At 61.7% G+C, this 12,754-nt stretch carries 14 protein-coding genes and 1 tRNA gene; 8 read left to right on the top strand and 7 right to left on the bottom strand.

Annotated elements, in window-relative coordinates; genetic code table 11:
* Positions 1-27: 27 nt before the first annotated feature.
* Positions 28-612, bottom strand: a complete 585-nt coding sequence (locus ACHFGA_RS10580; RefSeq protein WP_394282343.1) for a TlpA family protein disulfide reductase — start codon at positions 610-612, stop codon at positions 28-30.
* Positions 609-1,442: an endonuclease III gene (gene nth, locus ACHFGA_RS10585; protein WP_394282344.1), complete on the bottom strand. Its 834-nt coding sequence runs from the start codon at positions 1,440-1,442 to the stop codon at positions 609-611. The genes ACHFGA_RS10580 and nth overlap by 4 nt, the downstream gene beginning before the upstream one ends.
* A gap of 393 nt (positions 1,443-1,835) precedes the next feature.
* On the opposite strand from nth, the gene glxR reads away from it, so the two are divergent.
* Positions 1,836-2,519 carry a CRP-like cAMP-activated global transcriptional regulator GlxR gene (glxR, locus tag ACHFGA_RS10590; protein WP_018581769.1) on the top strand — a complete coding sequence of 228 codons (684 nt, stop codon included), beginning with the start codon at positions 1,836-1,838 and terminating at the stop codon, positions 2,517-2,519.
* Between the two features lie 100 nt (positions 2,520-2,619).
* Here the strand turns inward: glxR and ACHFGA_RS10595 are convergent, their stop codons facing one another.
* From ACHFGA_RS10595 to ACHFGA_RS10610, 4 genes are read right to left on the bottom strand one after another with little or no spacing between them, the layout of a single operon-like run.
* Complete coding sequence (locus ACHFGA_RS10595; protein ID WP_394282345.1) at positions 2,620-3,435, bottom strand: MBL fold metallo-hydrolase; 816 nt, start codon at positions 3,433-3,435, stop codon at positions 2,620-2,622.
* A gap of 38 nt (positions 3,436-3,473) precedes the next feature.
* Entirely contained in the window at positions 3,474-3,935 is a 462-nt protein-coding gene (locus ACHFGA_RS10600; RefSeq protein ID WP_394282346.1) for a RidA family protein, read from the bottom strand.
* Positions 3,936-4,103: a DUF4177 domain-containing protein gene (locus tag ACHFGA_RS10605; RefSeq protein ID WP_018581772.1), complete on the bottom strand. Its 168-nt coding sequence runs from the start codon at positions 4,101-4,103 to the stop codon at positions 3,936-3,938. It abuts the gene before it with no gap.
* 18 nt (positions 4,104-4,121) lie between these two features.
* A complete protein-coding gene (locus ACHFGA_RS10610) occupies positions 4,122-4,427 on the bottom strand; it encodes a WhiB family transcriptional regulator (RefSeq protein ID WP_394282371.1) in 306 nt (101 codons plus the stop codon).
* A gap of 282 nt (positions 4,428-4,709) precedes the next feature.
* Here ACHFGA_RS10610 and ACHFGA_RS10615 point away from each other — a divergent pair, with 282 nt between their 5' ends.
* Positions 4,710-7,130, top strand: a complete 2,421-nt coding sequence (locus ACHFGA_RS10615; RefSeq protein WP_394282347.1) for a transglycosylase domain-containing protein — start codon at positions 4,710-4,712, stop codon at positions 7,128-7,130.
* A 30-nt stretch (positions 7,131-7,160) separates the two neighbouring features.
* Here the strand turns inward: ACHFGA_RS10615 and ACHFGA_RS10620 are convergent, their stop codons facing one another.
* Positions 7,161-7,613, bottom strand: coding sequence for a GatB/YqeY domain-containing protein (locus ACHFGA_RS10620; protein ID WP_394282348.1), 453 nt, complete (start codon positions 7,611-7,613; stop codon positions 7,161-7,163).
* A 44-nt stretch (positions 7,614-7,657) separates the two neighbouring features.
* Between ACHFGA_RS10620 and ACHFGA_RS10625 the strand changes: the two genes are divergently transcribed.
* The 6 genes from ACHFGA_RS10625 to ACHFGA_RS10650 all read left to right on the top strand — a co-directional run bounded on the left by ACHFGA_RS10625 (position 7,658) and on the right by ACHFGA_RS10650 (position 12,604).
* Positions 7,658-8,569: a metallophosphoesterase gene (locus tag ACHFGA_RS10625; RefSeq protein ID WP_394282349.1), complete on the top strand. Its 912-nt coding sequence runs from the start codon at positions 7,658-7,660 to the stop codon at positions 8,567-8,569.
* A 63-nt stretch (positions 8,570-8,632) separates the two neighbouring features.
* A tRNA-Pro gene (locus ACHFGA_RS10630) sits at positions 8,633-8,709 on the top strand.
* Positions 8,710-8,869: 160 nt separating this feature from the next.
* The gene (xerC, locus tag ACHFGA_RS10635) at positions 8,870-10,270 is read left to right on the top strand and encodes a tyrosine recombinase XerC (protein ID WP_394282350.1); all 1,401 of its coding nucleotides are present in this window, start codon (positions 8,870-8,872) and stop codon (positions 10,268-10,270) included.
* 262 nt (positions 10,271-10,532) lie between these two features.
* A complete protein-coding gene (locus ACHFGA_RS10640; protein WP_394282351.1) occupies positions 10,533-10,727 on the top strand; it encodes a helix-turn-helix domain-containing protein in 195 nt (64 codons plus the stop codon).
* A gap of 8 nt (positions 10,728-10,735) precedes the next feature.
* Positions 10,736-11,068, top strand: a complete 333-nt coding sequence (locus tag ACHFGA_RS10645) for a hypothetical protein (protein ID WP_394282352.1) — start codon at positions 10,736-10,738, stop codon at positions 11,066-11,068.
* Between the two features lie 114 nt (positions 11,069-11,182).
* A complete protein-coding gene (locus ACHFGA_RS10650) occupies positions 11,183-12,604 on the top strand; it encodes a phage/plasmid primase, P4 family (RefSeq protein ID WP_394282353.1) in 1,422 nt (473 codons plus the stop codon).
* The last annotated feature ends 150 nt before the right edge of the window (positions 12,605-12,754 follow it).

A 12,754-nucleotide genomic window follows, 5' to 3' on the forward strand; every position in this document is an offset into this window, starting at 1 on the left:
CTTCACACGCGGTTTTTACACCACTGTTTACACCACCGACGCGACCGCCTCATCAATAGCTGCGGCAGAATCAAACGGGGTGGGAAACAGTCCGATTTGTTCCTGCCCGCGAAACACCACCGTAATCGGGATCACATTCGGTAACCCCAGGGTACCTGCAAAAGTATTGTCCGTGTCCGAATAGCTAGGCAGGCTCAGGCCCATGTCATTGAGCGTGGCGGCACCGTTGCCAGGTGTCGCGTCCGCATGAACGCCCACCACCGTGTACTGGGGGTTCGCGTCCGCGTATTCCTGAAGATGGGGCAGCTCCTCGCGGCACGGCGCACACCACCAGGCCCACAGATTGACCACCGTGATGTGGTCTGGGTCGGTCTGCTCCGGGCCCGTTTCTCCGCCGAGGCATTCCAGTTCCACGCCGCCAGCCCCGTCTGCAGGGCAGTCCGGGCGGGCGGGGATGTCGGCCGCCTCAGAGTTGCTTATCGACGATTCCTCTTGCGGACTCGCAGATTGGGAGGGGGCTTCGTCGTCACGCAACATGCTGACGGCACCAACGGCCAGCAGGACGGTGACCGCGATGATCGCGATGGTGCTGATCAAGACTGTCTTCTTCATGCCTGTCCTTCGCCATCCTGTCCTTCGTCGCCATCATTTCTTTTTGCGCCATCCTGAACGAAGTGAAGGATGTGCTCCCGTTCCTCACCCCGGACCAACTTTTCGGCTTCTTCCGGTTCGGTGGGGCCATGCTGCCCGAAGGAGGGGCAATCATAGGCCAGTGGGCACGCACCGCATGCCGCTGTTCGTGCGTGGCAGACGCGCCGGCCGTGGAAGATGATGCGGTGGGAAAACATGGTCCACTCGCTTTTCGGGAGCAGCTCTCCGATGGCGTGCTCGATGCGCACAGGGTCCGTCTCCTCAGTCAGGCCGAGGCGATGGACCAGGCGCTGGAAGTGTGTGTCCACCGTGAGCCCGGGCAGGTTGAAAACGTTGCCGCGCACCACGTGGGCAGTTTTGCGTCCCACTCCCGGCAGCGTGACAAGCTCTTCTAGTTCTACGGGCACCTCGCCGCCGTAATCGGTGACCAGCTTCTGCCCCAGCCCGATCAGATTTGCGGCTTTCGCGCGGTAGAAGCCGGTGGGGCGGATGATCTCTTCCACCTCGGCCTGATCGGCGGTGGCGTAGGCCTGGGCAGTGGGGTATGCCGCGAACAGGCGCGGGGTGACCGGATTGACCCGGACGTCAGTTGTCTGCGCCGAAAGCACGGTGGCCACCAACAGCTCGAGGGGGTTGGTGAAGTCGAGCTCTGCATGGGCATCGGGAAAAACCTCCGCGAGGGTGCGGTTGATGCGCCGGGCTCGGCGGGTGCGCCCAAGTGCGGTTTCGGTACCTTTCGCAGCCGGGTGGGCCCCGGGGCGACGATGCTTCTGCGGCGTAAGAGAGGCCATATGGGACACCTTAGTCTGCGGCCGCGACACGTCCGCCCTATGCTGTGTGTCATGACAGCAATCCTCGTATTGATTGCCCCGATCGCACTTGCCCTCTTCCTCGTGTTTATGGAAAAGCTAGAGCAGGTGGCAATCGGGAGTTAATCGTCGAAAAGTACCCTGCGTTTACGCTCTCCGCGATCTTCGCGATTAAACCCACCCCCCGCACGGTGACCAATGTTACACTCGTAATGTGTGATCAATGGCCATACCGCGTGACAGTGTGATCTTTTTGGCGGTAAAAACATGGCCGTCACTACACAGAATGACCACCGTCTGTCGTGGTGCTGGTCGCAGACCTACGCACCGCTACCCCTGGTGCATAGGGAACGAGCATGATTGGAAGGAACACTAATGGAAGGTGTACAAGAAACGCTTTCTCGTGCAGGCATTTTTCAGGGCGTTGATCCTGTTGCCGTAGCGAACCTCACGAAGGACATGGAAACGGTGCGCTACCCGCGCGGGGCCACCATTTTCGACGAAGGCGAACCCGGCGATCGGCTGTACATCATCATCTCCGGCAAGATTAAGCTAGCCCGCCACGCTTCCGACGGTCGCGAGAACCTGTTGAGCGTGATGGGACCTTCTGACATGTTCGGCGAGTTGTCCATCTTCGACCCGGGCCCGCGCACGTCATCGGCGGTCTGCGTCACAGAGGTGCAGGCAGCCACCATGAATTCGGAGATGCTGCGCAAGTGGATCACAGACCACCCAGAAATTTCCCAGCAGCTGCTGCGCGTCTTGGCGCGTCGCCTGCGCCGCACCAACGCGTCGCTGGCAGACCTCATCTTCACCGATGTCCCCGGCCGCGTTGCGAAGACTTTGCTGCAGCTGGCAAACCGCTTCGGCCAGCAGGAAGGCGGCGCCCTGCGCGTCAACCATGACCTGACGCAGGAAGAGATCGCTCAGCTGGTCGGCGCGTCGCGCGAAACCGTCAACAAGGCGCTGGCCACCTTCGCCCATCGCGGTTGGATCCGCCTGGAGGGCAAGTCAGTGCTGATCGTCGATACGGAGCATCTGGCCCGTCGCGCACGTTAACCTCGCGCTAGCCTCGCTTTAAAACGACGAACCCCCGCCTCGGGCTCCTTCTTTGGACCGAGACGGGGGTTGATTTTCGTTTCTTGTGGTGCCGAATCTTTTAGGCTTCGTTTTCCTGCAGCCAGCGCAGTGTCACGCGCGTGGACTGCTCGGCAGCCCCACGCAGAACCGGGTCGACATCGTCGTACATCAGGTCAATGAGCGTCTTGAGGTCTACATCCTGGCCACGTTCTGCCCAAATCTTGCGGATCTGGTCCAAGCGGAAGTTACGGCGGTCGATGTACTTACGGGCAAAAGCTGAGAGGTCCTCACCCTCTGGGCCGTGGCCTGGCAGCAGCATGACATCTTTGCCCGCGTCCTCGAGGTGTTCTAGCGAGGCAAGGTAGTCACCCAAATCGCCATCAGTCTCAGAGATCATGGTGGTGTGGCGCCCAGCGATGGTGTCACCGGTGAGGATGCCTTCCAGCTGGCTGTCATCCTCTTCGTGGGTATAGACGAAGAAACACACGGAATCTGCCGTGTGCCCAGGGGTGTGAACCACCTTCACGATTGGGGTAACGCCATCGATGTTGATGATCTCGCCGTCTGTCAGCGGCTCGGCGCCGATGCAGTACCGTGCGTCGAAAGCGCGGACAGGCGCGCCGGTCAACTGACGGAAACGCTCCGCGCCATCCGCATGGTCGTGGTGGCGGTGGGTCAACAGAATCAGGCCCACTTTTTCGCCGCGCGCCGCCAGCACGTTCAAGTGGCCTTCGTCGCCTGGGCCTGGATCAATAACAATGCTGTACTCATCTTCCGGGTCCCGGATGATCCATGAGTTCGTCCCCTCTAGCGCAGCGTAGCTGGGGTTAGGGGCTAAAACTACGGCAGCTGAGTTCGTAACAGGTCGCAACTGACTATAAGCTGGGTGCTCCATGGCTCCCAGCCTACAGTGCCTGCCAAGTTAATCGAACTCTATTCGTCGATTTCGACGATCAACTCCACCTCAACCGGCGAGTTCAGTGGAAGTACAGCCACACCCACTGCAGAGCGGGCGTGCGCGCCCTTGTCGCCGAAGATCTCTACCAGCGCCTCGCTGGCACCGTTGATCACGGCAGGTTGCGCGTGAAAGTCAACGTCAGAAGACACAAAGCCGACGATCTTCAACACGCGGGAGATCTTGTCCACCCCGACCAAGTCATCGACCGCAGCAATCGCATTCAGCACCGCGGTGCGCGCCAAATCATAAGCAGTGTCTTGGTCAACGTCCGCGCCAACCTTACCGGTGGCCGGAAGCTCTCCATTGACGAAAGGCAGCTGGCCGGAAGTCCAGACCTGGTTGCCCACCTGAGTGGCAGGCACATAGGCAGCTACAGGGGCTGCGACGGTGGGCAGTTCTATGCCAAGTTCTTGGAGTCGCGCAGTCCAGTTGCTCATTTAGTCCTCACCTTCAGCGATTTCACGCTTCAGGTAGGCAACAACATTTTCTGGGTTGGGGCCGGGCATAACGGTCACCAGCTCCCAGCCGTCCTCACCCCAAGAATCGAGGATCTGCTTCGTCGCGTGGGTCAACAGTGGCACAGTAGAGTATTCCCATTTCTTCATGAGCACCACTGTAGCGGTTTAGATCCCTTCGAGGGGACCACCTGAGGATAAATATGCAGCCCAGTCAGTGATATGCGGGTTCTTACGCAGCAGGGCACGACGCTGACGTTCCGTCAGCCCTCCCCATACACCGAACTCAACCTTGTTATCTAGCGCATCAGCCCGGCACTCAAGCTGCACTGGGCAGTGCCGGCAGATCACTGCAGCTTTACGCTGTTCCGCGCCGCGAACGAAGAGCGCATCCGGGTCCCCGGTTCGGCACTTCGCATGTGTGACCCATTCCCCACGGTCGAAGACCATCTGCCCAAATGAATTACTCTTCATCGGCGTCGGCTCGACGCGATTATCGATGTTAGTGGTGATTCCTCGGGGCAGGGTGGCGGTCATGGGATCTCCTTTCGGGAGGTCTTTTGTGCGCTCACGCGCTCTGGCCAGGTCACTCCCAGAAACTTTTGAAAGTTTCACGCCTAAAAGGTGTGACCTCGACAGACACATTGGCTATGCTTGTAAGTCTATTCACCGCAATACAACTTTGTCGAACACGTCACACTAGTGGGGGGATGGTTCCATTCCCATGCGAAGGGTCAACACCGTAGGGTATAAGCCGTGAGTTCAATGAAATCCCTGGGAACACTGATTGGCGCCATGCTGGCGTCCGCGCTTTTGATCGCGCTGAGCCTAGCCCCTTTCGCGGGTATCGGCGGCGTCGCGGCCGCTCGCGCAAACGCCACCATGCAATCGAATCTGTCCGACCTTACCGACGGCACCGCCCCGGGCGTCACGACGATCACCGATGTCAATGGTGAGCCGATCGCCTGGATTTACAATCAACGCCGTTATGAGGTTTCCGCGGACCAGATCTCCCAATCCGTCAAAGATGCACTGGTAGCCATTGAGGACCGCCGCTTCTACGAGCATGACGGCGTGGACATCCAAGGTACTGCTCGCGCACTGGTGACCAATTTGGCCGCCGGCGGTGTGGAACAGGGCGCATCGACGATTAATCAGCAGTACGTGAAGAACTACCTCTTGCATGTTGACGCTGACTCCACCGACGAGCAAGTAGCCGCCACAGAGCAGTCCATCCCCCGCAAGCTGCGCGAAATGCGCATGGCCTCAGACTTGGATGAGAACCTTTCCAAAGACGAGATCCTCGGTAGGTACTTGAACGTGGTGCCATTCGGCAATCACGCTTACGGCATCGAGGCTGCGGCGCGAACCTACTTCGGGATCCCCGCGGCAGAACTCAATCTGCCACAGTCTGCGCTGTTGGCGGGCATGGTCCAATCGTCGGAAGCTTTGAACCCCTACACCAACCCAGATGGCGCGACCGCGCGCCGCAACACCGTGCTGCAAGCAATGGCAGACGTCGGCTACGTCACCCAGGAAGAAGCCGACGCCGCCGCTCAAGAACCGCTCGGCGTACTCGAGTCCCCAGCGACGTTGCCGAACGGCTGCCTCACCGCAGGCCAGGCCGGTTTCCTCTGCGACTACGCCGTGGAATACCTGCAATCGAAGGGGATGAACGAGGATGACCTGAAAAATGGTGCCTACACCGTTCGCCTGACGCTGGACCCAGCCACGCAGCAGGCCGCACAAAATGCCGTGAACAACGCCGTCAATCCATCCACCCCAGGTGTGGCAGGCGTGATGAACGTTTTGAAGCCCGGTGAGAACTCCCGAGACATCACAGCGATGGTCTCCTCACGCAGCTATGGCTTGGACCTCGACGCGGGCCAGACCTACCTCCCCCAGCCGTCTACCCTGGTGGGTAACGGCGCGGGTTCGGTATTCAAGATCTTCACCGCAGCCGTAGCCATCGAACAGGGAATGGGCCTGGACACCATGTTGCCCGTACCCAACCGCACTGAGGTTTATGGCATGGGTACTGGCGGCGCCACCGGCTGCCCACCGAACGCCTACTGCGTGGAAAACGCTGGTACCTATCCGGCACAGTTGAGCCTGAAAGACGCGTTGGCGCAGTCCCCCAACACCACGTTCATTGAACTGATCGACCAAGTCGGTGTTGCCCCAACCGTGGACATGGCTGTCAAACTGGGCCTGCGCTCCTACACAGCGCCAGGCACCTACGGGGATACGTCGATCGCCGACTACTTCAAGGAGGCCAACCTCGGATCCTTCACCCTGGGCCCCACGGCGGTCAATGCGGTGGAGCTGTCCAATGTCGGCGCCACCCTGGCATCCCACGGACGCTGGTGTGAACCGAACCCGATCGCTCAGGTGACTGATCGTGACGGCAACGAGGTCTTCCTTGACCGCCCGGATTGTGAGACGGTCCTCGACCCAGGTATCGCTGATGCCCTGGCCCAGGCGATGTCCGAAGACGCAGTCAGCGGTACCGCAGAACGCGCGGCCAACGCCTACGGGTGGAACTCTCCGGTAGCAGCGAAAACTGGTACCACGGAATCCCACCAGTCGTCCGCATTCCTAGGTTTCAACAGCGAGATCGCGGCCGCCCCCTATATCTTCAACGACGGCACCGCGACGACGCCGCTGTGCACCTCTCCCGTGCGACAGTGTCAGGGTGGATCGCTCTACGGTGGGCGTGAACCGGCAGAGATTTGGTTCAACGCTGCAAACAACATCCCAGGCGCCCCTGGCGCGGGACTGCCGGCACATGATGCGCAATTCAATCAAGGTGTGTCCGCCACAGTCCTCAATGAGGTAGCAGGGATGTCAGAAGCTGACGCACGCGCCCGCCTTGAGGAACAAGGCTTCGTCGTAGAAACCGCCACCACGGCGGGCAACGGTATCCCCCGAAATTTTGTGGTTTACGTCAACGCCAACAACCCACAGCTGGTTCGAGGCTCCACCGTCACCATGTATTTGTCTGACGGATCAGCCCCACGCCCCCGAAACACGAGCCCCCGCGACGACGCGGGCCGCACCACTCCTAGTGATGAAGACCAGCCGGCCCCAGTCCCCGAACCCGCGCCAGCCTTCGAGCTTCCACCCGAGGCGGAACAGGCAATCAGGGACGTAGAGGACTTCCTTAATAGTTTGTAGTCCCCCGAGGAGCCCCGAAAAGTCCGAAGGCTAGCTGTTCAGGCGGGCCTTCACCGCAGAAGACAGCCGCTTGCCATCAGCCTGGCCAGCGGCTTTTTCTGTGGCCACCTTCATGACCTGGCCCATCTCCTTGATGGAGGTTGCACCAGTCTCGGCGATGGCTTCGTCGACAAGCGAGTTCAGTTCATCGTCGGAAAGTTGCTCCGGCTGGTAATCCTCCAGGACCGCAACCTCTGCAAGCTCGGCCTCGGCGAGATCATCGCGGCCGTTCTCCTTGTAGATCTCTGCGGACTCGCGGCGCTTCTTGATTTCGCGGGCGATGACCTTGAGCACGTCATCGTCGGAAAGCTCGTGCTTGGTGCCGGAGGTTTCCTCGGTCTGGATGGCGGCCAACAGCATGCGGATCGCACCCAAGCGGTCCTTGTCCTTCGCCTTCATGGCGGTCTTCATGTCTTCACGGATCTGATTTTTCAAGTCACTCATGCAGCCAAGACTACGCCACAGCGCGAGCCGGTAAGGTGTCCAGCGTGAAGCTCAACAAATTTCTGCGTGGCCTAGGTATCGTGGCCGGCACTGGCGCTATTGCCGGTGCAGGCTTGGCAGCCTATGGCGTGCGCGAATTAAACAATTTTCGCCTCAAAACCTACGAACTACCGCTGCTCGCCCCCGGAACATTGCGCGGGCGCGAAGAATTCCGCATCCTGCACATTTCTGATTTGCACATGATCCGCGGGCAGGATGAAAAGGTGGCCTGGGTGTCCGCGCTGGACTCGCTCGACCCGGATTTGGTGATCAATACCGGAGACAATCTTTCCGACGAGCGCGCGGTGCCTGATGTGCTGCGCGCCCTGGGACCGCTGTTGAACCGCCCGGGCGTGTTCGTGTTTGGAACTAACGACTATTGGGCACCGCGGATGGTCAACCCGCTGCAGTACCTCACCGGAGCCAAGCGCGTCCCCAGCTACGTGAACCTGCCGTGGGAGGGCATGCGGGCGGCGTTCATCGAGCGTGGCTGGCAGGACGCCACCCACAAGCGGCTGGAATTTGTGGCCTCGGGCGTGCGTCTGGCGCTGGCCGGGGTGGATGACCCGCACCATGACCTCGACGATTACTCACAGGTGGCGGGTGCGCCGAATGCGGATGCTGATCTTTCCATCGGCGTGTTGCATGCGCCTTATCGACGGGTCCTCGACTCCTTTGAGGCCGACGGCTATGACCTGGCGGTGGCCGGCCATACCCACGGCGGCCAGATCTGCCTGCCTGGCGGAATCGCGCTGGTGGCCAATGCCGATATTGATAAGAAGCAGGCCTCTGGCCTGCACGACTACGGTTCGATGTCGCTGCACGTGACCAATGGGCTGGGCACCTCGAAGTATGCCCCGGTGCGCATCTTCTGCCCACCATCGGCAGCGCTTTTGAGGATCGTCGAAAGGCAGTGATTTTTGCTCCTCGCGGTGCGAGGAGTATAGTTTCTCGATGCACGGAAGGTAATTTCCGGGCATCGGGATATGGCGCAGTTTGGTAGCGCACTTCGTTCGGGACGAAGGGGTCGCAGGTTCAAATCCTGTTATCCCGACCAATTTATCACCCCCAGGTCTTCACGACCTGGGGGTTTTCCTTTTGACCAGGCACTTCACGGGTTTACACTAAGCCAGTTCCCGCCACCAACCGCCCCCATCCGCCCCAGGATTGGCACGTTATTGGCACACCGTTGGCACACCCCGAGGAGATCACGCCCCATGTCCACCCCCCGCGGCATCCGCAGCTTAAGCCCCACCAAGTACGAGGCCACCTACCACCAGCCGCCCAGCTACCGCCCGAAAACCAAGACCTTCCCCACCCTGGAGAAGGCCATCGCCTTTCGCAAAGACAACAACCAGCTGCCGGCCGGGGTACGCGAGCTGCCCTCGGGCAAGTATCAAGGCCGCTACAAAGGCCCCGACGGCAAGCCCTATTCCAAGACCTTGGACTCCGCGCTCAAAGCCGCCGCGTGGGTCGCCGACGAAAAAGCCCGCATTGCCCTGGGCCCCGACGTCTGGCGCGCGCCCACCCAGCGCGAGCGCGACCGAGTGCGCAAGCAACTGACCGTCGCGGACTTCCTGGCCACCTACATCGATGCCCAGGCAGCCAACGGTCTGTCTGATACCACCCTGCAGCGCTACCAACGCAGCATCCGCACCCGGATCACCCAGATCACCGAGACCATCGACACCGCCACCCGCATCACCGAGGCTGAACGACTCCGACGCCGCGAGGCCGCCGGCCCGGCCACCGCCCTGGCCACCACCGCCTTAGTCGAGCTGACCCGCGGGGACGCCCACGATTGGTGGGGATCGATCCAGGCGACCTACCCCGACACGAAAGTCGCGAATTACCAGACCTATCAGCTGCTGCGCGCCGCCATGACCGATGCCGTGCGCCGCGAGCTGATCGAGGTCAACGTCGTCGACATTCCCTCCGCCGCCAGACGCCCCAAGGCCGACCAGACCAAGAAGATCCTGCCCACCGCACAGGAGATCACCGACATCATCGCCGCCACCGCGGACAACTACCGCCTGGCCGTGGCCCTATGCCTGCGCGCCGGGTTACGCCGCGGGGAAGCGCTCGGGATCTACACCGACAACCTCGTCGCGGTCCCCGAGCCGGGCACCGACGCCGTGACCTACCAGCTGACGATTGCGCAGCAGGTCAAGCGCCTCGAGCCCGAAGACGGCAAGGTCCAGGTCATCATCGGTGCGCTCAAAACGGAAGCCTCCGCGCGCACCATTCCCCTGCCGAGCGACCTCAACGAGATCATCGAGACCCATCTCGCGAAGTTCGTGCGCCCGGCACGCCTGCAACCGACCCAGTGGGGTGATCGCCACGTCCAGCTGGTGACCACGACCAAAAACGGCACACCGACCTCCCCGTCAAGCTTTGGGGAGCATTTTAAGAAGTGGGTGAAGGCCGCCGGCGCGAACCCCGCCCTGCACCTGCACAGCGGGCGCTACGACGTTAACACCCGCTTGGCGGAAAACGGCGTGACCCCGAAGGCCATCGGCGCCTACTTGGGTGAGAAGGATCTGTCCGTGGTCGTCGAGATCTATCAACAGGTCCGCGATAAGCAGATCAACGCTCTCGGGAACCTTCTCAACGACTGACCCGAGAGTCGATTCGGTCAAAAATGACCGCTTCCCACACAATTACATTCACAACGCAAAATCCTACTGTATCACCATAGAGTGCGCCCCATCCTAATCCTGAGCACACGTGTAAAACGGGCACTTTTTGGCCACGTTGACGCGCCTTTTTGCAGGTGAGAGCATTGGTTCATCCCCGCCACACAGGCCCTGGCCACACCCCAGGTCGCCAGCAGATGCCGGCGGGACCACCCGTGCTACTTCTTCTGAAAGGCTCAGTTTCTTGACAAATTCCCAGACCCTTGCTCCGGCGTATCTGACGTGCGCCCAGGCCGAGGACTACCTCAACTGTTCCACGCGCACCATCTCCCGGATGACCTCGCTCGGTGAACTGCGCTGCCACCGCATCGGCCGGCTCGTGCGCTACCGCAGCGCGGATCTCGACGCCGTCGCCATCGCCAGCGACACCTGGAAGTGACCGCCGCGATGACTCAGCCCAACGACGACAACACCGCGCGCCCCACCAACGCCTGCTACACCGGTTATCGCACTGCCGGTATCCGCCGCCGACGCTTCGCCGCCCTGCGGTGCGAGCCCCTGGGCGACTCCGGGGTGCGCGATCCCGACAACATCCGGGACCCGCTGCCGCCGCCGCGACCGGAGACCATCCTCTTCATCTTCTCCACCACGGGAAGCGCTGGCCTGAGCACCGAGGACCTGGCCCGCGCCGCGCCGTACCTCGCGGACATTGCCGAGGCCCTCGAAGAACGGCTGCGCGACGAGGACTCCCTGCCGGATACCCCACGCGGCCCCTTCTAACCTCCCTCCCCATGTTTCTCCCAGCGGGTGCACCACCATGCACCCGCTGCTGTCATCCCTGCCCCGGTGCTTTCTTCGCCCCGAGGTGCACCTACTGATGAAAGCCAACTCCCCGTGCCAGATATTTATCCCGCCCCGTCTCAGCCCTATCACGTCGCCCAGGAGATCCTCGAGGAGAAATACACCGCCACCGACAAGTTCTCTGAGCCCTACACACTGGGCTACTACCGCGACGACTGGGTCTTCTTCACCGGCGCGCACTGGTTGACCGGCCCGTCCGCCGCGGGCGTGGAAAAGCAGCTCAAAGGCCAACTCTTCCGCTTACTCGGCGACGCCCACTACCTCGTCGAGGACAACGCCGACGACACGAGCGAGATCAGCACCCGGCCCTGGAACCCGACCCCGGCGCGGGTCAACAACGTCGCCGAAACGATGATGCTGGAGGTCAACGACTATCTCGATGACCGCCGCGACGCCCCGTTTTGGGTCCTGCCCCGGGAGACCGACCACTCTGCCGCGGAGCTTGTCTCCCTGCGCAACGGCCTGCTGCACCTGCCGACCCGTACCCTGGTCAAGCACACCGCGCGGCTGTTCAACACCTGGTCGCTGCCCTTCGACTACGAGGCGGACGCCGAGTGCCCCTCTTGGATGGCCTTCCTTGACGATGTCTTCGAGCACGACCCCGACGGTGCGCTGCTGCTGCAGGAGTTCGCCGGCTACGCCGTCTCCGGCCGCTCCGACATGCACAAGGCCTTGTTGATCATCGGGCCGCCGCGCGCTGGGAAGGGCACCTTCTGCCGCATCCTCACCCGGTTGCTCGGCACCGACAACGTCGCCACCCCCACCTTGCGCACCCTGGGCTCCGAGTACGGACTGGCCACCTTGATCGGCAAACCGCTGGCCGTGATCGGGGATGCCCGTGCGGATGATTCCCGCAGCGCCAACGCCATCACCGAAGCGATCCTGAATATCACCGGCGGCGATAGCGTCACGGCCAACCGCAAATACCTCCACCCGTGGACCGGCACGCTGCCCTCCCGGTTGGTAATGGCCAGTAACGAGGTGCCGCGCTTCCTGGACGCCTCCGGTGCGGTCGCCACGCGGTTCGTCTCTGTCCGCTTGGTCAAGACCTTCCTCGGGAAGGAAGACCACGGCCTCGAAGACCGCCTGGTTCGCGAATTGCCCGGGATCTACAACTGGGCGCTTAGCGGGCTCGACCGGCTCACCGAACAGGGCGCGTTCACGGTGCCGGAGACCATGGAAGCCACCCGCGAGCAGCTGACCGCGCACGCCTCCCCGGTCACGGAGTTCCTCGAGGACACGTGCATCGTCACCGGCGACACCGAGGACTATCTCAACCGTAAGGACCTGTACGACAAGTTCCGATGGTGGGCCCACGACAATGGCTTCCAGCCACCGAATCTGAACACGTTCGTCAACCGCCTCACCGCCGCCGACCCCCGCATCAGGCCCATGAACAAGCGACTGGAGGGCAAGGCCCGGATGCGCGCCGTCGTCGGTGTCAAATACCGCTAAGCACCGGGGCCGTCCTGCACCGCGCGCCCCATGTCCAGTGGGATTGGGCCGCTGACCTGCGGGTGCACACGGGTGCAGAAAACTCGGGAAACTTTCCCCTTCATATACGCGGCACGTGCTGGCTCCGCGCACGCGCGCGCAAGACGACCG

The organism is Corynebacterium sp. (assembly GCF_043426755.1).
Taxonomy (GTDB): Bacteria; Actinomycetota; Actinomycetes; order Mycobacteriales; family Mycobacteriaceae; genus Corynebacterium.